23 protein-coding genes and 1 other annotated feature are annotated in these 19,834 nt (G+C 47.7%); all 23 genes read right to left on the bottom strand.

The window, feature by feature from the left end; genetic code table 11:
* Nucleotides 1–35: 35 nt before the first annotated feature.
* Entirely contained in the window at nucleotides 36–1,847 is a 1,812-nt protein-coding gene (gene dnaG / locus ACXAGL_RS00465; protein WP_474969014.1) for a DNA primase, read from the bottom strand.
* A 37-nt stretch (nucleotides 1,848–1,884) separates the two neighbouring features.
* The gene (locus ACXAGL_RS00470; RefSeq protein ID WP_474969015.1) at nucleotides 1,885–2,346 is read right to left on the bottom strand and encodes a DUF188 domain-containing protein; all 462 of its coding nucleotides are present in this window, start codon (nucleotides 2,344–2,346) and stop codon (nucleotides 1,885–1,887) included.
* 248 nt (nucleotides 2,347–2,594) lie between these two features.
* Nucleotides 2,595–3,407, bottom strand: coding sequence for a pyruvate, water dikinase regulatory protein (locus ACXAGL_RS00475; protein ID WP_474969016.1), 813 nt, complete (start codon nucleotides 3,405–3,407; stop codon nucleotides 2,595–2,597).
* A gap of 21 nt (nucleotides 3,408–3,428) precedes the next feature.
* Entirely contained in the window at nucleotides 3,429–4,058 is a 630-nt protein-coding gene (gene ccpN / locus ACXAGL_RS00480) for a transcriptional regulator CcpN (protein ID WP_474969017.1), read from the bottom strand.
* An 81-nt stretch (nucleotides 4,059–4,139) separates the two neighbouring features.
* Entirely contained in the window at nucleotides 4,140–6,224 is a 2,085-nt protein-coding gene (gene glyS, locus ACXAGL_RS00485) for a glycine--tRNA ligase subunit beta (RefSeq protein WP_474969018.1), read from the bottom strand.
* Nucleotides 6,217–7,104 carry a glycine--tRNA ligase subunit alpha gene (gene glyQ / locus ACXAGL_RS00490; RefSeq protein WP_474969019.1) on the bottom strand — a complete coding sequence of 296 codons (888 nt, stop codon included), beginning with the start codon at nucleotides 7,102–7,104 and terminating at the stop codon, nucleotides 6,217–6,219. The genes glyS and glyQ overlap by 8 nt, the downstream gene beginning before the upstream one ends.
* Before the next feature lie 62 nt (nucleotides 7,105–7,166).
* Nucleotides 7,167–7,338, bottom strand: a binding site (T-box leader).
* A 49-nt stretch (nucleotides 7,339–7,387) separates the two neighbouring features.
* Complete coding sequence (gene recO / locus ACXAGL_RS00495; protein ID WP_027955364.1) at nucleotides 7,388–8,134, bottom strand: DNA repair protein RecO; 747 nt, start codon at nucleotides 8,132–8,134, stop codon at nucleotides 7,388–7,390.
* An 18-nt stretch (nucleotides 8,135–8,152) separates the two neighbouring features.
* Nucleotides 8,153–8,344, bottom strand: coding sequence for a YqzL family protein (locus tag ACXAGL_RS00500; RefSeq protein WP_035532030.1), 192 nt, complete (start codon nucleotides 8,342–8,344; stop codon nucleotides 8,153–8,155).
* A gap of 58 nt (nucleotides 8,345–8,402) precedes the next feature.
* Nucleotides 8,403–9,308 (bottom strand): GTPase Era, encoded by a 906-nt coding sequence (gene era, locus ACXAGL_RS00505; protein ID WP_027955363.1) that lies wholly within the window; start codon nucleotides 9,306–9,308, stop codon nucleotides 8,403–8,405.
* 72 nt (nucleotides 9,309–9,380) lie between these two features.
* On the bottom strand, nucleotides 9,381–9,761 hold the full coding sequence (locus ACXAGL_RS00510; protein ID WP_474969021.1) for a diacylglycerol kinase: 381 nt from the start codon (nucleotides 9,759–9,761) through the stop codon (nucleotides 9,381–9,383).
* Entirely contained in the window at nucleotides 9,736–10,203 is a 468-nt protein-coding gene (gene ybeY / locus ACXAGL_RS00515; RefSeq protein WP_027955361.1) for an rRNA maturation RNase YbeY, read from the bottom strand. The genes ACXAGL_RS00510 and ybeY overlap by 26 nt, the downstream gene beginning before the upstream one ends.
* Before the next feature lie 217 nt (nucleotides 10,204–10,420).
* Nucleotides 10,421–11,383, bottom strand: a complete 963-nt coding sequence (locus ACXAGL_RS00520; protein WP_474969022.1) for a PhoH family protein — start codon at nucleotides 11,381–11,383, stop codon at nucleotides 10,421–10,423.
* Nucleotides 11,384–11,385: 2 nt separating this feature from the next.
* Nucleotides 11,386–12,567 carry a sporulation protein YqfD gene (yqfD, locus tag ACXAGL_RS00525; protein WP_474989403.1) on the bottom strand — a complete coding sequence of 394 codons (1,182 nt, stop codon included), beginning with the start codon at nucleotides 12,565–12,567 and terminating at the stop codon, nucleotides 11,386–11,388.
* A gap of 5 nt (nucleotides 12,568–12,572) precedes the next feature.
* Nucleotides 12,573–12,866, bottom strand: a complete 294-nt coding sequence (gene yqfC, locus ACXAGL_RS00530) for a sporulation protein YqfC (RefSeq protein WP_027955358.1) — start codon at nucleotides 12,864–12,866, stop codon at nucleotides 12,573–12,575.
* 70 nt (nucleotides 12,867–12,936) lie between these two features.
* A complete protein-coding gene (locus tag ACXAGL_RS00535) occupies nucleotides 12,937–13,470 on the bottom strand; it encodes a hypothetical protein (protein ID WP_474969024.1) in 534 nt (177 codons plus the stop codon).
* A 28-nt stretch (nucleotides 13,471–13,498) separates the two neighbouring features.
* Nucleotides 13,499–14,470, bottom strand: coding sequence for a flotillin-like protein FloA (gene floA, locus ACXAGL_RS00540; protein ID WP_474970418.1), 972 nt, complete (start codon nucleotides 14,468–14,470; stop codon nucleotides 13,499–13,501).
* A gap of 14 nt (nucleotides 14,471–14,484) precedes the next feature.
* The gene (locus ACXAGL_RS00545; RefSeq protein WP_474972296.1) at nucleotides 14,485–15,792 is read right to left on the bottom strand and encodes an NfeD family protein; all 1,308 of its coding nucleotides are present in this window, start codon (nucleotides 15,790–15,792) and stop codon (nucleotides 14,485–14,487) included.
* Between the two features lie 159 nt (nucleotides 15,793–15,951).
* The gene (locus ACXAGL_RS00550; protein ID WP_027955354.1) at nucleotides 15,952–16,398 is read right to left on the bottom strand and encodes a GatB/YqeY domain-containing protein; all 447 of its coding nucleotides are present in this window, start codon (nucleotides 16,396–16,398) and stop codon (nucleotides 15,952–15,954) included.
* Between the two features lie 20 nt (nucleotides 16,399–16,418).
* A complete protein-coding gene (rpsU, locus tag ACXAGL_RS00555) occupies nucleotides 16,419–16,592 on the bottom strand; it encodes a 30S ribosomal protein S21 (RefSeq protein ID WP_027955353.1) in 174 nt (57 codons plus the stop codon).
* A 93-nt stretch (nucleotides 16,593–16,685) separates the two neighbouring features.
* A complete protein-coding gene (locus ACXAGL_RS00560) occupies nucleotides 16,686–17,252 on the bottom strand; it encodes a flavin reductase family protein (protein WP_474969025.1) in 567 nt (188 codons plus the stop codon).
* Between the two features lie 78 nt (nucleotides 17,253–17,330).
* Nucleotides 17,331–18,002: a deoxyribose-phosphate aldolase gene (gene deoC / locus ACXAGL_RS00565; RefSeq protein ID WP_474969026.1), complete on the bottom strand. Its 672-nt coding sequence runs from the start codon at nucleotides 18,000–18,002 to the stop codon at nucleotides 17,331–17,333.
* 88 nt (nucleotides 18,003–18,090) lie between these two features.
* On the bottom strand, nucleotides 18,091–18,837 hold the full coding sequence (locus ACXAGL_RS00570; protein ID WP_474989405.1) for a 16S rRNA (uracil(1498)-N(3))-methyltransferase: 747 nt from the start codon (nucleotides 18,835–18,837) through the stop codon (nucleotides 18,091–18,093).
* A gap of 6 nt (nucleotides 18,838–18,843) precedes the next feature.
* Nucleotides 18,844–19,782: a 50S ribosomal protein L11 methyltransferase gene (gene prmA, locus ACXAGL_RS00575; RefSeq protein ID WP_474969029.1), complete on the bottom strand. Its 939-nt coding sequence runs from the start codon at nucleotides 19,780–19,782 to the stop codon at nucleotides 18,844–18,846.
* Between the last annotated feature and the right edge of the window lie 52 nt (nucleotides 19,783–19,834).

The following is a 19,834-nucleotide window of genomic DNA, read 5'->3' on the forward strand; positions in this document are numbered from 1 at the left end:
CCCTCCTTCCAACAATCTATCCAAACTCTACCTGATTACGCTTTTAATTCTTTTTTCCGTTTTATAATCTCCATCGCAATTTCCGCGGCCTTGATCGGCTCGTTCTGCTGTTCAGCCCGCTTCAACTCGGATTCCAGGCTCTTAATATCCGTTCGATCCCAGTTTTCCAATCGAATCCGCTCTATATAATCATGGATTTCCTGATCGGATACTTCCTCACTGACGGGTGCCATTGCGAGCTCGATCACGAGGTTTTTGATGGACATATCCTCAATCATTTCAACGAACTGACTGATATCTGATTCATTGCCGTCTTCATAATATGCGTAAAGATGTGTGACAATGACCTGATGATCTTCTATATTGAAAGCCCCTCCTATTTCCTCCTGAACTTTATCAGCAATGTAGGGATCTTTCAACATATATGCAATCAGCTTTCTTTCCGCATTATGAAACGCAGGAAGAAGCTTGTTCTGAACCGATGTTTCCCTCTTAGGATTAGTATATCGGTTCTTTGGCTCATTATCCTTCACACCCTGCTGACTTCTTATCTGACTGATTTCCTCTTTCAAGGTTTCCAGAGATAACTGAAATTCAGAGGACATCTCATTCAGGTAATGCTCTCTTTCGACCGCACGATCCAGAGTGGCAATCTCCTGTAGTACTTTTTCGATATAGGCGATACGATCTCCTTCCACCTGCAGGTTATAATCCCTGCGGAGATAACTCATCATAAAGGAGATGTACGTGTCGCTGGTATCAAGCACTTCCTTCTTGAAACGGTCCCCGCCATGCCGCTGGATGAAATCATCCGGATCCAGACCGTCGGGCACGCGGGCCACAAACGTCTGACAACCGATGCTTTTTGTCAGTCTGGCAGCCTTGACAGCCGCCTCAATCCCGGCGCGGTCACCGTCATAACAGACGATGATCTGATCCGTATACTTTTTCAACAAGTTGGCCTGTGTACTGGAAAGCGATGTCCCCATCGTCCCTACTGCATAAGGGATACCCGACTGGGCAGCGGATATAACATCCCCGAACCCTTCGAATAGGACAACGGTTTTTTCCTTACGTATGGAGGACCGGGCAAGATCGAAGTTATAAAGCAGCCGGCCCTTATGAAAGAGTTCCGTTTCCGGACTATTCAAGTATTTGGGCTGCTGCTCTCCAAGAGCTCTTCCTGCAAAAGCCACGGTCTTTCCCAGGTGGTTGCGCAGCGGAAACATGACCCTTCCGCGAAAGCGGTCGGCATAATTCCCCTGATCATTCACACTCAGCAGGCCGGCTTTGACCATCGTCTGGGGGTGAAAGCCTTTTTTCTCAAGAAAAGTGACGACGAAATCCTTATCATCCGGTGAATACCCGAGCTGATACTTCTGGATGGTTTCTTCTGTAAAACCTCTGTCCAAAAGATATTCATAGGCTTTCCGGCCGTCCTTGGAATTCTTTAACAAATGATGGTATAATTTTGTCAGCCACTGGTGTGCTTCAAGCATCGCCTGTGATTCCTGATTATCCGCACCGGTGTAGTTCTCCTCAGCAAACTGCTCTGGAATTTCCACACCTGTGCGTTCAGAAAGCTGCTTGAGGGCCTGTATAAAACTGTATCCTTCCATTTCCATAAGGAAGGTGTAGACATTCCCTCCCTTTCCACAACCGAAGCAATGGAAAATCTGCTTATCCTGCGAAACGGAAAAAGAAGGCGTGTTTTCCCCATGGAATGGACAAAGGCCGAAATGGTTTCTCCCCTGCTTTTTGAGGTCAACATAATCGCCGATCACTTCCACAATGTCGGCTGATTTCCGAATCTCATCTACTTTTTCTTCTGGAATGTGTCCAGCCATATGATCACCATACTAATCAATTATTCTCTTCCAAAGGCTAAATTCCTTCATGATCAGACAACAAATATTGGAAAGTTTCCCGGAACTCTTCTCTGTGCTTGTCCGTAAAGGCGGAAGGCCCCTTCCATTTACGCTTCTGCTTCATCGTCTGCTGCCGGATAAACTTCTGGTTCATAATGTGATCCGCATCGGTTTCCTTTATCAGTTTTCCTCGCGGCGTCATCACATAAACCCCTTTAGAGGTCAGGAGAACAGCCAGCGACAAGTCCTGCGTAATGACCACATCTCCCTTGGCAGCTGCATTCAAAATGTAAAGGTCTACAGACTGGGAACCATCATCAACAAAGGTCCACGATGTCTGTGACTTTTCTGTACTGAAATGATTAACCGTAGCAATGAACCTGGCCGTCACGCCGCAGTCCGCACTCATTTCCTCGATTTCCTTCTGAACGGGACAGCTGTCTGCGTCCACCCAGACCGTTCGATGTATTTTTGGCATAGTATCAATATTTCTACAGCAAGCGGTAGAATCCTCCTAAAAAGCAAATGTTTTATTTTTCTGAAAAATAGACAATGTGCGTAAGGAGTAAAGATCCTGCAGATATGAAAACCGGACCTGTCAGGATTTTTCCACAAAAAAATATTATAATACATTTCTCCTGTGAATGCTATGTCTAATTTTACCTAATTTCATTCTTCCCAACAAAAGCCGCGCTTAATCAAAGCGCGACTTTTTGAGATACTGCATTATTCCTGAGCATCTTTCCTCAGCTTATTCATAATGATATTCGCCGTTTCCTCTACAGCTTTATTAGAGACATCAATAACCGGGCAGCCGATTTTATCGACGATTCTGTTGAAATGCTCCAGCTCCTGGCTGATCCGTTCAAGGTTGGCATATGTAGCCTGATCACCGAGTCCCAGGGATTTCAAACGTTCCTTCCGGATATCATTCAGCTTTTCTGCACTGATTTTCAAGCCGATGCATTTCTCCGGGTCCACCCGGAACAATTCAGACGGTGGCTGGACTTCCGGAACAATCGGGACGTTTGCCACTTTCAGCCTTTTATGAGCAAGATACTGGGACAATGGAGTTTTGGACGTTCGGGATACGCCGATCAAAACGATATCTGCCTTGGAAATGCCCCGCGGGTCACGGCCATCATCATACCGGACAGCGAATTCAATGGCTTCCACCCGCTTGAAATAATCCTCATCAAGCTTGTGGACGAGGCCGGGTTCCAGTCTCGGCTGTATTTGGAGGTGACTTTCCATCGCTTCCATCATCGGCCCCATGATATCAACACAGCGGACTCCGTGTTTTTCGGCTTCCTGTTTCAGGTGAATCCTGTACTCAGGAACGACAAGGGTAAAGCCGATCATGGCATCGTGCTCTTTCGCTTGAAGAACAGCTTCGTTAATTGTCCCTTTATCTTCTACATAAGGGATGCGCTGAAGATCAAAAGGTCCGTCATCAAACTGACTCAAACAAGCCTTGGTAACAAGCTCAGCGGTCTCCCCTACGGAATCGGATAGTACATAAATTAATGGTTTCTCCATACTGCCCCTCCTAATCCTGAATCAAATATGCTGATCGCGTGCAAGTTCTACAAGGGCTTTGGTTATATTCGTTTTCGTTAACCTTCCAACGACCTCAAGCCCATCCTCTGCAGGATTCACGACCGGCAGTCCGTCGATCTGTTTTTCTATTAACTGCTGGGCGGCGTCCAAAAGGAGATCCTCAGGTTCACATATCGTAATATTCGGCATCCGCGTCATAATGATATGGACCGGGATGGACGTTAAGTCCTTCGATCCTATGCTTGCCCTCAGCAGGTCCTTTCTGGAAAGGACGCCGACAAGATGGGATTTATGGTTCGTGACAAACAATGTTCCGACATCTTCAAGAAACATCGCACAGATCGCATCATACGCCGATACGTCTTCCTCTACAACAATCGGGAGGGACTGGTATTCCCTCACTTTGAACTTTTTCAGTTTTTCCGTGAAAAGTTCAGAACCTGTTTTCCCCGTGAAAAAATACCCCACCCGCGGCCGCGCATCCAGATAGCCTGCCATGGTTAATATAGCAAGATCCGGACGCAGAGTCGCCCGTGTTAATTCCAGTCTTTCTGCGATGTTCTCTCCGGTAATCGGTCCATTATCCTTCACAATTTGAATAATCTGCTCCTGCCGGTTTGATAATTCCAAGTTCTCACCACCCTGAACGCTGAATGTGACATACTATTCTTCATTATACCTCATTTTCCTGAATGGGTAAAAGAAGGGTGCTTAGAACTGTTGTTTCCACTCGATTCGTGTCAGATCGGCATACTGATAAATGTCTTCAGAAATCTGCTTCAACAGGCCGAGTCGGTTGGCTTTGACTCTTTCATCCTCTGCCATGACCATGACCGCATCAAAGAAGGCGTGAATGGAGTCTGCCAGTTCGGACAAGGTCTCCAGTGCCTCTTCGACAAGGCCTTCAGACATCTGACGGCTGTACGATTCATGGACCGTTTGGAAAACATCGTAAAGCTGCTGCTCTTCTTTGTTCTCAAATAGATCCGGATTCACCGCGTCTGCATCGGCTTTTTTCGCTAAATTTAATACGCGGCCGAGGGCCTCCTGGACAGGTTTGAAAGAAGGTTCATTCCGCTTTTCAACCAGGAGTTCTGCTTTTCTTCCTGCAACAGGGAAATGACCGATCCCCTGGGCGAGAACAGCTTCCACCACATCGGGATCCACTTGTTTTTCACGAAGCAGGTAGGCCGCACGGACACGGAAAAATTCATGAAGATCGTTGTGAACTTCTTCTTCCGATCTCGTAGGGAGTTCAAGCTCGATATAGAACTGATGAACAAGATCGATCAGTTTCTCGACGGACACGGACCAGCCACGGCTGTTCAGGGTTTGAAGAATACCGAGGGCCTGTCTTCTCAACCCGTATGGATCCTGGGATCCTGTTGGTACACGACCAATAGATACACTGCCGACGATCGTATCGAGCTTATCTGCGATGCTTACAATGGATCCGATTGTAGATGCCGGAACTTCACCATTGGCCTGCCGAGGCATATAGTGTTCATTGACAGCTACAGCCACTTCCTCATCTTCGCCAAACAGACGGGCATACTTCTCCCCCATCACTCCTTGAAGTTCAGTGAATTCATCGACCATCTGGGTGACAAGGTCAAATTTGCAGATTTCCGCAGCACGGGTAGCTTTTTGTTTTTCTTCTTTACTCAGGTGGAGCCATTCACTCAGTTTGCCAGTAATGGCTGTTATCCGCTGAACCTTATCCGCAAGCGTCCCAAGTTCCTCCTGATAAACCATACGGGAAAGCTTCTCCATCTTCTCATCGATGCTTCCCTTCTGATCTTCCTCATAAAAGAACTGCGCATCTTTCAAGCGTGCTTTCAACACCTTTTCGTTTCCTCGGGCTACGATATCAATGTTCTGGTCGTCGCCATTACGCACACCGACGAAATATGGCAGCAGCTTGTTATCATGGGAGCGGACAGGGAAATAACGCTGGTGCTCTTTCATGGATGTAATCAATGCTTCTTCAGGCACCTCCAGGAATTCCTCTGAGAATGCGCCGCTGAAAACAGCTGGATATTCCACCAGATGGGTCACTTCTTCGAGAAGCTCCTCATCTATCATAAGCTTCCAGCTCTGTTTCTCTTCCAGCTGTTTAAGCTGGGTTACAATTTGGTCCTGACGCTTTTCCACGGAGGCCATCACGTATTGATCAGAAAGCGTCTGTTCGTAGTGATCCGCACTCGTGATGGTTGTTTCTGATCCAAGGAAACGATGACCGAATGTCCGGCGGTCTGTATGAACGTTCTCAATCTGGAAAGGAATCACCTGCTCCCCGAATAAAGCCACCATCCAGCGGATCGGGCGGGCAAAACGGAGGTCACGGGCTCCCCAGCGCATATTCTTTGGAAAATTCAGAGAAAGAAAAACCTCTCCAAACTGCTCAAGCAGAGCGGCTGTTTCCTTTCCTTCAATGAACTTACGCACGTGCACATATTCTGTACCCTTGATTTCCTTGAAGTAAATATCATCAACGTCTCTGCCCTGCCCTTTCGTAAATCCAATGGCAGCCTTCGACCAGTTCCCTTCTTCATCCAAGGCAATCTTTTTAGCAGGGCCTTTCGCCTCTTCCTCGACGTCCGGCTGCTTATCAGCAACTTCTGTGATTTGGACAGCCAGTCTTCTCGGTGTGGCAAAGCCGTGAATATCACCAAAAGGAATCCGGTTATCTGTCAGCCACTTCTCTGTCTTATCTTTCAACTGGGCAAGAGCATCATTAATAAAACGGGCAGGAAGCTCCTCCAGGCCGAGCTCAAATAATACAGTCTTACTCATCTGCTCCACCTTCTTTCTTCAACATTGGGAATCCGAGGCGTTCCCTTTCTTCTACATAGGTTTTCGCAATTTTACGGGCAAGGTTCCGGACCCGTGAAATGTACCCCGTCCTCTCTGTGACACTGATGACGCCCTTAGCGTCCAGGAGATTGAACGTATGCGAACACTTCAGCACGTAATCATACGCCGGGAACACGAGTCCCTCTTCCATGATGCGTTCCGCTTCTTTCTCATAGGTCCCAAACAAATCAAAGAGCATCTTTTCATCAGACGCTTCGAACGTATAAACGGAATGTTCGTATTCCGGCTGTGTGAAGATATCTCCAACTGTCACGCCATTGGTCCACTCCAGTTCAAATACGTTTTCCTTATCCTGGATATAGGACGCCAGACGCTCAAGTCCGTACGTGATTTCCGCTGAAACCGGCTTCGCTTCCAATCCACCGATCTGCTGGAAGTACGTGAATTGAGTGATTTCCATACCGTCCAACCATACTTCCCATCCAAGGCCGGCGGCTCCAAGTGTCGGGTTTTCCCAGTTATCTTCAACGAAGCGGATATCATGCTTCAACGGATCGATGCCAAGGGCACGCAGGGATTCTAAATACAGCTCCTGGATGTTATCCGGGGATGGTTTCATGATGACCTGGAACTGATGGTGCTGGTACAAACGGTTTGGGTTCTGGCCATAGCGTCCATCAGCCGGACGACGGGACGGTTCTACATAAGCTACGTTCCAAGGTTCCGGACCAAGGCTTCGAAGCAGGGTCATCGGAGACATCGTTCCTGCCCCTTTTTCCGTATCATAAGCCTGCATGAGCAGACACCCCTGGCTGGACCAGTGATTCTGCAGGGTTAAAATCATATCTTGAATATTCAAGTCTTTTCCTCCTCCTAATAGTGAGCGGATAAAGAAAATCCCGCCCCTATGCCTGAATCAGACATAGGGACGGGATTTCCGCGGTTCCACCCTAATTGCTCTTCTATGTAGAAAAGCCACTTTAAAAAACTGCTCCAGAGCGCCTTCACTGAATGGTTCCCGCCTGACTTTCACCGGCTCAGGCTCGCTTGTGGAGAACGGGGTTCAGCTACTCCTCTCTTTCACTGCAGTACGTATATTTGATATTAGAATCATACTCTAGTTGCAAGGATGCTGTCAAACCTCACTCAGAAAATAAATCAAGCTGCTTCAAAAACTTTTTGGATTTGATAAAATATCCGCCGTAACGGTCATAGTATTCATCCATCAGCTGACGGAGCAGCTTTTTATTTTCTTCCTTCATGGTAATCTGTCCGAGTCGTTTTACATCAATATGTAAAAATACACGCAGCAGCTTTGGAAGCGGATCCGGCAGGCCGTAGGCTCCGGGATCGATATGCTTGCAGCGGTAGCAGAGAAGACCGCCTTCGGACATGGAAAAGGAATACGGACCTTCTGTACTGCCGCAGTTCAGGCAGTGATCAACCACCGGCGCAAATCCGGCCTTTTTAAAAAGCTTCAATTCATACATCATAGTGAGGATGTTCGGATCTTTATCTTCATTCATCCACACCATCGTCTGCAGAAGCTGTTCAAAAAGAAAAGGATCCGGTTGTTTTTCTTCTATGAGCTTGTCGGTCAGCTCTGCAATGTAGGAAGCATAGGCTGTTTTGACAATATCCTCGCGGATGGAACGGAGGGAGGATAACATTTCCCCCTGGCTCATAGATCCAAGTCCGGATCCTGACTGTATGAGATACATTCCGTGAATAAACGGCTGGGATACAGATGCCATCCGGCTCTTCGGCTTCTTAGCGCCTCTGGCCATGACACCTATTTTCCCTTTCTCCCTTGTCATCATCGTGACTATCTTATGTGTTTCCCCATAATTATTAGTACGGATCACAAGGCCTTCCACTTTGTCCATCAAGTGTATCACCTGCTCCGTTTACGAATTTTGGTCATTCGTTGTCAGGGGATCAGGGGAGGAAGCAAATGGTTCCTGAGACTGTTGTTGATCCTGCGACTCAAATTCTTTCATCATCAAGTAAGTTTCCACACTTCCCGTCTGCCTGAAAACGTTCCATGAAAGGTTGTCGAGCACAAGAAACACCGCCTTTCTTTTATTCGCTGATACCATTTACATTCTTATCTTGCTTTCCCCGGCCTGATCTATAAGGCTTAATTTTTTCCAACCTTTAGTATTCGTCGTCCCTGTAACCGAAATCGCTGAGTTGAATCTGCTTGTTCCGCCAGTCTTTCTGTACTTTCACCCACAGTTCAAGATACACTTTACTGCCGAGCAGGGATTCAATATCCTTACGGGCTCTCTTGCCGACTTCCTTCAGCATGCTGCCCTGCTTCCCAATAATGATCCCTTTTTGAGATTTACGTTCCACGATGATCGCCGCCTGGATATAAACGCCGGGAGCATCTTCCCTGGGCTTTATCCCTTCGATGACTACAGCAATCGAGTGCGGAATTTCCTCCCGCGTCAGGTGAAGCACCTTTTCACGGATAAATTCACTGATGACAAACCGCTCCGGGTGATCGGTAATCTGGTCTTCCGGATAAAACTGCGGACCTTCCGGCAGATGGCTTTTTAAAACCCCGAGCAGATGGTTGACGTTGTTACCTTCGAGAGCGGAGATCGGTATGATTTCTTCAAAATCATACATGTCCTTGTACTGCTCAATCAACGGCAGCAGCTTGTCCGGGTGCACCCGGTCGATTTTGTTAATGATCAGGAAGACAGGCTGGTTCACGCGTTGGAGACGATCGATAATGAACTGATCCCCGCGCCCGTATCCTTCTTCTGCATTGATCATAAACAGGACGGCATCCACTTCATTGAGCGTATTTTCAGCTGTGTTCACCATAAAATCGCCGAGTTTGTGCTTTGGTTTATGAATACCAGGGGTGTCGATAAAGACCATCTGGGATTCTTCATCGGTGTAGACACCCTGGATTTTGTTTCTCGTTGTCTGGGGCTTATCACTCATGATGGCAATTTTCTCACCAATTACGCGGTTCATGAACGTGGATTTACCAACGTTCGGACGGCCCACAATCGTAATGAAGCCTGATTTGAAATTCTCTGTCATACATGTTCCTCCAATAAAATCTAACCTTTAGGTTCTTCTATATTCTATTATAACATCCCGTAAGGTCTACCGTTACATGAATAAAGCAAGGAGCTTCGGCCCGAACAGGAAAACACCTACGACCACAGATCCACCGGCAGCCGTAAGTACCGCACCTGCCGCCACGTCCTTGACAGCTCCCACGGCCGGGTGACGGTCCGGATGCAGGTGGTCCAGCAGTTTTTCAATAGCGGAATTAACCATCTCTAATGTCAGGACCAGAGCGATTGTCACCGTAAGAACAGCCCATTCCACCAAGGATAACCGCAGGATTCCGCCTGCTGTTAAGGCCAGAATGGCAGCCGCGGTATGAATGCGGAAATTCCGCTCCGATGTCCAGACCAGTTTGATGCCTCTCCATGCATAGGCAAATCCTATTCCTTTTTTCTTAGGATCGCTGGAGCCCGAATTCACGGAGAATGTCCTCCTGGCGGGTGAACATCTTCTTTTCATCCTCTTCATTCAGATGATCATATCCCAGCAGATGGAGGAACCCGTGAAGAGCAAGGAAACCGAATTCCCTTTCCAGAGAGTGATGATAATCCTCCGCCTGCTCCTTGGCCTTGTCCACAGAGATGACGATATCACCGAGCATCATTGGAAGGTTCTCATCCAGGATGTCCACTTCGCCTTCCCCTGTCTCCTGCATGGCAAAGGAAATGACGTCTGTCGGCTCATCCTTCTGGCGGTAGTTGCGGTTGAGTTCCTGAATTTCTTTATTGTCAACAAAGCTTACCGATACTTCAGCATCTCCAGTAATGCCTTCCCGTCCACCTGCAAATTCAAGAATGCGCTGGATCATATCAACAAAAGCTTCGTCTACAGAGTTCGTTTCATCATGAAAATCAATCGTGATCACTTGTCTTCCTCCTTATTTAAGGGCTTATTCAGCCTCATCCATAGTAACTGCGTCTGCTGCAGGGTGTTGTTATTATGGGCCTTTTCTTTCCGGCCATAAGACCGCTTTTCCAAGTGAAAAGCTCCCCTCTCCCCCTATCATATAGGGTGTCATGCTCCAAGGCAAATGGTTCATGGTAAGCGGACACAAAAAGAAATAAGACCCGGGGAGGGTCTTATTGTTTGTCGCCTTCATATGCGTCAATGATTCTCTGTACAAGCGGGTGACGTACAACGTCCGACTGATCAAGCTTAATGAACGATGCACCTTTGACATACCCAAGCGTCTCTTCAGCTACACGCAGCCCTGACTTTACGCCTTTTGGCAGGTCGACCTGGGTAATATCCCCGGTGATGATCATCTTCGATCCAAAGCCAAGCCGGGTCAGGAACATTTTCATTTGTTCAGGGGTGGTGTTCTGCGCTTCATCCAGAATGGCAAACGCATCATCCAGGGTCCGGCCCCTCATATAGGCAAGCGGGGCGATCTCGATCGTCCCCCGGTCAATCAGTCTTGCTGTGTGTTCTGCTCCGAAAACGTCATGAAGAGAATCATACAGCGGCCGTAGATAAGGATCCACTTTTTCCTTCAAATCCCCGGGCAGGAAACCAAGGCTTTCCCCGGCTTCAACGGCAGGCCGTGTCAAAATGATCTTTTTTACGTCTCCATTTTTCAGGGCATTGACGGCCATAATGACAGCTAAGTATGTTTTTCCGGTTCCGGCCGGGCCGATTCCGAATACAAGATCATGATTTTTAATAGCAGCAATATAATTCCGCTGACCGAGAGTTTTTACCCGGATGGACTTACCTTTAGAGTTTTTCGTGATTTCGTCTTCAAACAACGCTTCAAACTGATTGATTTTCCCTTTTTTTGCCAGTTCCACGGCGTAGACAATGTCACGCTCTGTCACGGACAGTCCTTTACGGATCAGAGCAAGGACACTCAGAAGAATATCCTCAACTAATTGAACATGTTCCGCCTGTCCGGACACCCGGACCTGACCGCCGCGGGAGATGATCGTCACCTGCAGCTGTTCTTCAATTTGCTTTAAATTACGGTCCTCTGTCCCGAACAGGGCCAGAGTTTCTGTTGTATTATCCAATTGGATGTCCATTGTTTTCAACTCTTCCGGCATACTCAATCTCCTTGACTAATATACTTGGTCTCTGCAATGTTTTCATAAACTTTGTACAATAGGATTAATTTTACTTTACCATGCTCCTCACTAAGGTGCAAAACTTTTTCATCTTTGATTTCCGCTCCCGGTTCAAGCTCCTGCAGCAGGCTCTGTCCCGCAGCCTTCCGTCCTATTTTCTCGATTTCCTTGCGGGATAATTCCATCGCATCTGTATCAATGGAAAAATGGTCTACGCGCTTCATGTTCAAAGGGAGGGAATAAGAAAAAATTCTCCAGTCTGTGGTTACGTTTTCGTCTCTGTAGCTTCCATCCGTTCCGCGCCACCACCCCCATACCGGAACAGACCAGCCTCCAATTTTCAAGTGATACTCGGTTTCTACAGTGCCGTCAGTGAGTGTAACGATCTGCTGAAGGGGAAGCTCCTGCTCCACCCGATACCATGTCTCTGCTGTGACATCCCCCTCTGTGTGGACAAACGTATCCCCTTCTTCGACAAGTTCACCTGTGGCGAGGACCTGTCCTTTCTTTACGACATCATAGACAGACACAAGCGGCCGGCCTTTTTTTATAAAGGTCTGAACGATCATCCCTTTCTTGGATGCGACGAGATTGGAAGGCTGGTTATCCTGATTCGTATCATGCCTGGTCTTTTTCACACCGTACAACTGGTAGCTTGTCCCTTGTTTTTTCACCCCGATCCATAACAGATCCGGAATATCCTCCAACAGCATCTGCTGGATATCGTTTGGATCCTTCATGCCGATGGTCAACCGTCCCGGGGATACTCCATAACTGTTCAGCTTCTTTTCAACCGCTGCCTCTAATTCAGGCGTCAACCCCTCCACCTTGATCGACCACAATGTATTCGCCGCCAGAAAGATGAGAACGAGCGCAGCCAGAAAAGCGGCCGCCACGGAGAGCCGCCTCCGCATGAGCTTGTATAAAAAAGGAACGCCCTTCCCTTCCTTGATGGTCAGGCGGCACTTGTATTTTCTCCGGAGCGATCGGAGGATTTTCCAGTCCTTGAGCCGGATGGAGAAGCGGACCGTCGTTTCATCCAGGCGCCTCAGACTGGTCACCCTGCACCCGCGCCGCGTGCACGCCTGTAAAAAAGGTTCCAGCAGTGGACCGGAAGCCTCGATGGTTAACACACCCTCAACAAATCCCCGCTGGTTTCCCATAAGACTCATCCTCCTTTGGAATCAGGAAAAAACTCGACAGATTTCAACTCCCCTTCCAGGAGGAGTTCTTCTTTCAGCATCATTTTCACTCCGAGGTCTCTGCCAACAATCCGGACCTGGCCCTTTTTGTATTGAATCCTTACTTCTTCCTCTGAAAAATGCAGGAGGCCTGTATGATTTTCTATGTAGACATGTATGGAGCCGATCGTAGTAATTCGTGGTAAATCCAGCATCACATCAGCCGGAAGGTCAAAGTAACGGCCGATCCATGTTCTAATCTGCTGCTGCCATTTTGGCATACAACGCCCCCCCTTCTTTTCATTTATACGAAAAACGCCCGAATTGTATCACTACAATTCGGGCGTTCGTCTATCTTTTTCGGGGATGCGAGCGATGCGGCTTGTGCGCACGCGGGGGTCCAAGAATTTCAGCCATTACAATTCCTTCGGCCAGTTTTTTCTTATCCCACTTCCGCGCCTGCTCTACCAGAGGGCCGTCCGTCGTTAACGGAGGAGCCTTCGTCGAGGCTTTCCGGCCTGCCGGAGGGTTTTCCTCCATCGGGCTGGATTTCTCTGCGTTATAGACCGGAGAATCCGTTATGCTCCGGCCATTGTTGTATCCAGAAGCGTCAGACCTTGATTTTTCCGCTATTTCTTCCAGACGCTTCTGTTTTTCTTCATAATACTCGCGGAGACGGCCTCCTTTATCTTGCTGACCCTCTTTTTCCTGCTGCGGTTCCCCCTGGGACTTATTCGGATAAGGACGGGGCGCCGTTTGTTTCTTCGGAGCTCCCGGCTTTTGATCCTTTTCTTTTGACATCCCGCTGAACCAGCTGATAATACCACCGATAATCGCAGCGACGATGACAAAATTACTGAATATCAATTCAATAAGATCTGCCATATGCATGCTCCTTTAAGTCAGCGAGGATTTACTTATCTTCTTCGGCTTCTTCATCTGATGTGCGGCCGAGCGTATTTCTCATATCCGTATCAGCATTGATGTTCTGATAGTTCATGTAATCCATGACGCCCATTTTTCCGGTACGAAGAGCTTCTGCAAGGGCTTGAGGAACCTGTGCTTCTGCTTCCACAACCTTCGCCTGCATTTCCTGTACGCGGGCGCGCATTTCCTGCTCCTGGGCAATAGCCATCGCACGTCGTTCTTCTGCTTTCGCCTGGGCGATGTTTTTATCCGCTTCTGCCTGGTCGGTCTGAAGAATCGCACCGATGTTTTTGCCGATATCAATATCAGCAATATCGATGGAGAGAATTTCAAATGCCGTTCCTGCATCCAGCCCTTTGCTCAATACATTTTGAGAAATACGATCTGGATTTTCCAATACTTTATTATGATTTTCACTGGAACCGATGGTCGATACAATTCCTTCACCAACACGGGCAATGACGGTATCTTCACCAGCACCACCGACAAGACGGTCGATATTGGCACGAACGGTGATACGCGCTTTGGCTTTCACTTCAATCCCGTCCATCGCCACACCAGCGATAAATGGTGTTTCAATCACCTTCGGATTGACACTCATCTGTACGGCTTCCAGAACGTCACGGCCGGCCAGATCGATCGCAGCGCAGCGTTCAAAGCTCAATTCGATATTCGCTCGCTGAGCGGCAATCAGCGCATTGACCACACGGTCGACGTTACCACCGGCAAGGTAGTGGCTTTCCAGCTGGTTGGTATTGACGTTGACGCCGGCTTTATGGGCTTTAATCAACGGGTTGATGACCCGGGAGGGAATAACCCTTCTCAATCTCATTCCAACAAGCGTAAAGATATTGATCTTAACTCCGGCTGCCAGGGCACTGATCCAGAGCATGACCGGGATAAATGTGAAGAGCACAGCCAGTACGATAATAATGATACCAATAATGATAATCGGCATGAGTTCCTGCAATGTCACGTTGTTTCCTCCTCTTTTTTCAGTTCACGGACCACGATTCGTGATCCTTCGGTTTTCATGATTTTCACTTTCTGATTCACTCCGATAAAGACACCTTCGGTAACGACGTCCAGCCGTTCGCCGTCAAATTCAGCCGTTCCCGACGGCCGCAGCGGTGTCACGGCTGTCCCTTCAAGACCAATCAGATCCAGACGGTTGACCGATGAAACATATCCCTGCTCGGATGAGGTAGAATCATTCAGAATGATGTGCCGGAAAAAGCCACGTTCAAGCCCCATCGTCTTAAACAGGATGACAGATACTATTACAGTTACCAGAAGTGCAATACCAATGCTCATCGCCATATGTCCCATATCCGCTGAAGAAAGCATCAAGGAAAAGACGACGGCCGCAACCCCGGCAATACCGGCTATCCCACCCGGCAGAAAGAATTCGGCAACAATAAGACCGATCCCCAGCACGAGTAAGATGATGGCCTCATAGCCGGCAAGACCAGCAACAATATGACCATAGAAAAACAGCACAAGAGCTGTAACGCCCATCGTTCCCGGGATGCCGAACCCTGGTGAGTAAAGCTCCACCACAAGGCCGAGACTGGCCACTGATAATAATATCGGTATGACAACGGGATCTGTTAGAAAACGGGCTGCGTTTTCTGACAATGTCGGGTTCTGCTCCACCACTTCCGCTCCGGATAAAGAAAGCTCATTTAATAATTCGTTCCGGTCTTCGACAATTCCTTCTGCATAGCCGACTTCTTCCGCTTCCCCCGGCCCAAGGGTAAGGAACTCGCCCTCAGGAGCCCCGTAATCCGGAAGGTCGATGGCTGCATCGGCCATGGCACGGGCGTAAAGTGGATCTCTTCCATTCGTCTCTGCTGCAGCAGCCATGGAGGAAATCCAGGCGGACTGGGCCTTTTTATCAGCCGCTGTCCCATCTGAGTTGATCACTCCGGAAGCCCCCATAGTCGCCTGCGGCTTCATGTATATGTTATCGGCGTTCAAGGCGATGTAGGAACCCGCCGAGTAGGCACGGCTCGTTACAAACGCTGTGTTAGGTATATCAAGATCCTGAAAAATTTCTCCAATTTCTCCTGCCGCATCGACACGGCCTCCGGGTGTATCCACTTCAAAAATAATGTGATCGACACCATTTTCCTCAGCTTCACCTGTCGTCCTCTTCAAAAAAGCGGCCATTCCACGTTCGACGGTATCTTCAACCGGAATGACGTAAACCGTTTCCCCTTCTCCTTCTGCTGCAGCAAAATCAAAACTGAGCACCAAAGAAGCGGCGGTTCCAAGCATAAACAATGTCAGCCAGAGTCGTAAACGCCAAGTACGTGTCATCGAACAATCACCCCCTCTTTTATCTTCCCCTCCGTATACTTCCTATACGAATGACAAAACAAAAAGTTTCGTTTAAAAATAAAAAGGCCTCTCTTTCTACAGAGAGGCCTTTTATATTTACGATAATTGCTGAAGAACGAACTTATTGACCTGTGAACCATCGGCTCTGCCTTTTACTTTAGGCATGATGGCACTCATCACCTTGCCCATGTCGCTCTTGGAAGCAGCTCCTACTTCCTCGATTGTTTCATTGACAATCTGTTCAAGTTCTTCATCAGTGAGCTGTTTCGGCATATATACTTGTAAAATCTCAATTTCACGCTCGAGTCCTTCTACAAGATCGTCACGTCCAGCTTCTTTGAATTCATGGAGGGAATCATTTCTCTGTTTTACCTCACGAGATAAAACAGTCAATGCTTCTTCTTCAGATAATGAATCTTTACCCAATTTAATTGCTTCATTTTGCATAGAAGCCCGAACCATGCGGATTGTAGATAATTTTTCCTTATCCCGCGCCTTCATGGCTGTTTTCATGTCCTGGGTCAGACGGTCAGTGATCGTCATCTATTCAACACCCTCTTTGATTACTTACGCTTTCTAGCCGCCTCAGACTTTTTCTTACGGCGTACGCTAGGCTTATCGTAATATTCACGCTTACGATATTCCGCTAATGTACCACTCTTTGATACAGAACGCTTAAAGCGACGAAGAGCATCTTCAAGAGACTCGTTTTTACGAACGCGAGTTGTATTTGACATGCTAATTTCCCTCCCTCCGAAGCAAACAAAACTGTTTCTCTTGTATGGGACCTCCCATACCTTTGACAATTATAGTATATGGATTAAGGATGGTCAACTTTTTTTATAAGAAAAAGGGTCGATAAAGGATTGTTTTTTTATCTTTTCATCAAGCTTTATGTACTCGGAACGACCTAAATATAAAGGAATGTGAAGGTTTTTAAAATTGGGAAGACCTCTGTTATTAAAAATTTCAGGAATGTAGGAACAGGAGGTAATGGTCCCGGTCACCCAGTCATGATCTCCGGTTGGAATCATCTGATCAAGGCTGCATTCATAACTAAGGTAGGCCCTCTCCAGGACAGGACCTCCGTCCTTCCCTCTTTTCCATGCCTGACCGAAACTGGAAGCTTTATCCGTATCCACCCCGGATGTACTTCCGGCATATTGAATAAAAGCCGCCTCCTCATAAGGCAGAAAATTAATCGTGAATGCACCGGCCTCCTGGATCAGCTGGTAGGAATAACGTTCTCTTCCCACCGCCACTCCATACATCGGCGGTTCCATAGATAAAAAGGAATGCCACCCGGCTGACATGAAATTCACTTCTCCATTACACTCACTGCCTACAACGGCCACCATTCCTGGATAGCTGTGCATTTTCAATGATTGTTTTTCCATTCCATTCTTCCTTTTTTAAATAGTGTATCAAAAAAAGGAAATTAAAAAAAGCGGCCGTAAGAGGCCGCTTTCGACATTTTAATAATCAGATGTTCCTTGTCCACCACTGATAATTGCTTTACCAGAGCTTGCACCAATACGTGTAGCGCCGGCTTCAATCATCGCTTTAGCTCCTTCATAATCACGGACGCCTCCAGAGGCTTTAACCCCCATGTCCGGTCCTACGGTTTTGCGCATCAAGCTGATATCCTCCACCGTTGCTCCACCACCAGAGAATCCAGTGGATGTTTTCACGTAATCAGCTCCAGCTGCTTTCGCCAATTCAGAAGCTTTCACTTTTTCTTCTTCCGTTAGAAGAGAGGTTTCAATGATGACTTTCACAAGAGCTTTTCCTTCAGCTTCACGAACGACAGCTTCGATATCCTGCTGCACGTTGTCGTAATTTCCTGATTTCAACTCTCCAACGTTGATCACCATGTCCACTTCTGTGGCTCCTTTTTCAATCGCCTGCTTCGTTTCGAAAGCTTTTGTTTCTTTCGTAACGGCTCCAAGCGGGAAGCCGATGACTGTGCAGACTTTTACATCTGTATCCGCCAGCAGTTCTGCGCAATATTCCACCCAGTATGGGTTGACACAGACAGACATGAAGCTGCTCTCTTTAGCTTCCTCACAAATCTGTGTAATTTTTTCTTTCGGTGTATCTGGTTTCAACTGTGTATGATCAATCATTTTTGCAAGATTTTGTTCCATTTCCAAACGCTCCTTTATCATAGGTTGTACGTACCTCTCTACTATCTTAGCATGAAAGCGGTTTGATTGCGAGAGTTAACGAAGTGGTTCAGGCTTCCTCCAACACGTAGGACAAAGCGGATAAAAAGTAAAGCGGAGCTGTTTCCATCCGCAGAATGCGCGGTCCCAGCCGGATGGATAAGAACCCGGCGTTCTTGAAGGCTTCCACTTCTTTTTCAGAAAAGCCGCCTTCCGGACCAAAAATGACAGCGATGGAGTCGCCGGGTCGAATGCTGCGCAGAACTTCGGAAAACTCCTGCTCAGACTCAATCCTCGCTTCCTCTGCATGGGCGAACAAGCACCAGTCATGGGATGCTTTCAAGTCCGTAATGTCCTTCATGGAATATAGTCCGGAGATAGAAGGGATGACTGTGCGTTCTGACTGTTCACTTGCTTCTTTCGCAATCTTCTCCAGCCGCTGAATTTTCTTGGGCGCTTTTTTTCCATCCCATTTGGCCACAGAGCGGTCGGCCTGATAAGGAATAAAGGAGAATGCACCAAGCTCTGTCCCCTTTTGAACAACCTGTTCCAGCTTGTCCCCTTTACCTAAGCCTGCGGCGACAGTCACTTTGACAGGCAGTTCACGATCTTCTTCAATCCAATGGGTGATGGAGCAGACAATCTCCTCAGAGAGACTGTCAATCCTACATGCAGCAGGTCCATGGACAGGGTGGACCGCAATGAGCTGGCCGCCCTCTCCCATCCTCATTACCCGGCTGATATGATGGACATCTTCCCCGGCAATGGTTACCGACGTATCACTCCAGTACGGAGCGTCTATAAAATAGCGCTGCATAGGGGGTCACTCCGGCTTTTTAGCGATAATGCTGATCCAGTCTTCCATTTTATTTGTTTCCACAATGTCGAAGCCTGATTCAATTAAACGATCGCGTACCATTTCCTTGCGGGCAGAGATGATGCCGCACGTAATGAAATAGCCGCCTGGTTTTACGACGCGGAACGCATCATCTGTGAATTTCACAATAATCTCAGCAAGAATGTTGGAAACAATCAAGTCTGCTTCCCAATCCACCCCTTCAAGCAGGTCATTCACTTCGGAAGTCACCTGGTTTTCGACACCATTCAGCGCGGCATTGTTTTTCGTGCTCGAAACCGCCACATCGTCCAGGTCGTAGGCGTACGCATGCTCGGCTCCAAGGAGGACGGAAGCTACACTCAGAATTCCGGAGCCGGCACCGACATCAGCGACGACATCTCCCTTTTCCAAATACTGTTCAAGCGCCTGGATGCTCAGCACCGTTGTCGGGTGAGTCCCTGTACCAAAGGCCATTCCCGGATCCATTTCTATGATAATTTCATCACTGGATACAGGTGTGTAATCCTCCCATTCAGGAATGATGGTGATTTTCTCGGATATTTTAACGGGCTTGTAATACTTTTTCCAAGCTGTTGCCCAGTCCTCCTCATGGATTTCCTGGATCGTCACTTCATTACGGCCGATATCAATGCCGAATTCAGTTAGATTGCTGATGGTTTTCTTCACTCCATCAACGGTCTCCATAAGAAAGCTGTTCATAGGCATATAAGCCTTCACATAAACACCTTCCGCCGGATAGTCAGCGGGGTTCAGCTCATAAATTTCTCCAAGCTTCGTTTTCCTGCGCTGCATATCAGCGGGGTCCTCAATGACGACTCCACTGGCACCGGATTCATGCAGGATGTTTGATACAGGTTCAACCGCTTCTGTCGTCGTATGAACACAGACTTCAGACCATTTCATTACACTCCACCCTCTTCTCTTATATCTAAAAAAGCCCGCAGGCCTTTTCTTC

The organism is Halobacillus sp. ABA4_118 (assembly GCF_056160205.1).

Coding starts and splice junctions, on each gene's coding strand:
- ACXAGL_RS00535 (WP_474969024.1), bottom strand. CDS start 13,470: ATGGCAGATCTTATTGAATTGATATTCAGTAATTTTGTCATCGTCGCT.
- prmA (WP_474969029.1), bottom strand. CDS start 19,782: ATGAAATGGTCTGAAGTCTGTGTTCATACGACGACAGAAGCGGTTGAA.
- ACXAGL_RS00570 (WP_474989405.1), bottom strand. CDS start 18,837: ATGCAGCGCTATTTTATAGACGCTCCGTACTGGAGTGATACGTCGGTA.
- yqfD (WP_474989403.1), bottom strand. CDS start 12,567: ATGGGAAACCAGCGGGGATTTGTTGAGGGTGTGTTAACCATCGAGGCT.
- ACXAGL_RS00550 (WP_027955354.1), bottom strand. CDS start 16,398: ATGACGATCACTGACCGTCTGACCCAGGACATGAAAACAGCCATGAAG.
- ACXAGL_RS00520 (WP_474969022.1), bottom strand. CDS start 11,383: ATGCCGGAAGAGTTGAAAACAATGGACATCCAATTGGATAATACAACA.
- dnaG (WP_474969014.1), bottom strand. CDS start 1,847: ATGGCTGGACACATTCCAGAAGAAAAAGTAGATGAGATTCGGAAATCA.
- ACXAGL_RS00560 (WP_474969025.1), bottom strand. CDS start 17,252: ATGGAAAAACAATCATTGAAAATGCACAGCTATCCAGGAATGGTGGCC.
- floA (WP_474970418.1), bottom strand. CDS start 14,470: ATGCCGATTATCATTATTGGTATCATTATTATCGTACTGGCTGTGCTC.
- glyS (WP_474969018.1), bottom strand. CDS start 6,224: ATGAGTAAGACTGTATTATTTGAGCTCGGCCTGGAGGAGCTTCCTGCC.
- era (WP_027955363.1), bottom strand. CDS start 9,308: ATGACAGAGAATTTCAAATCAGGCTTCATTACGATTGTGGGCCGTCCG.
- deoC (WP_474969026.1), bottom strand. CDS start 18,002: ATGGAACAAAATCTTGCAAAAATGATTGATCATACACAGTTGAAACCA.
- yqfC (WP_027955358.1), bottom strand. CDS start 12,866: ATGCCAAAATGGCAGCAGCAGATTAGAACATGGATCGGCCGTTACTTT.
- rpsU (WP_027955353.1), bottom strand. CDS start 16,592: ATGTCAAATACAACTCGCGTTCGTAAAAACGAGTCTCTTGAAGATGCT.
- ACXAGL_RS00545 (WP_474972296.1), bottom strand. CDS start 15,792: ATGCTTGGAACCGCCGCTTCTTTGGTGCTCAGTTTTGATTTTGCTGCA.
- ACXAGL_RS00470 (WP_474969015.1), bottom strand. CDS start 2,346: ATGCCAAAAATACATCGAACGGTCTGGGTGGACGCAGACAGCTGTCCC.
- ACXAGL_RS00475 (WP_474969016.1), bottom strand. CDS start 3,407: ATGGAGAAACCATTAATTTATGTACTATCCGATTCCGTAGGGGAGACC.
- ACXAGL_RS00500 (WP_035532030.1), bottom strand. CDS start 8,344: ATGGTATCAGCGAATAAAAGAAAGGCGGTGTTTCTTGTGCTCGACAAC.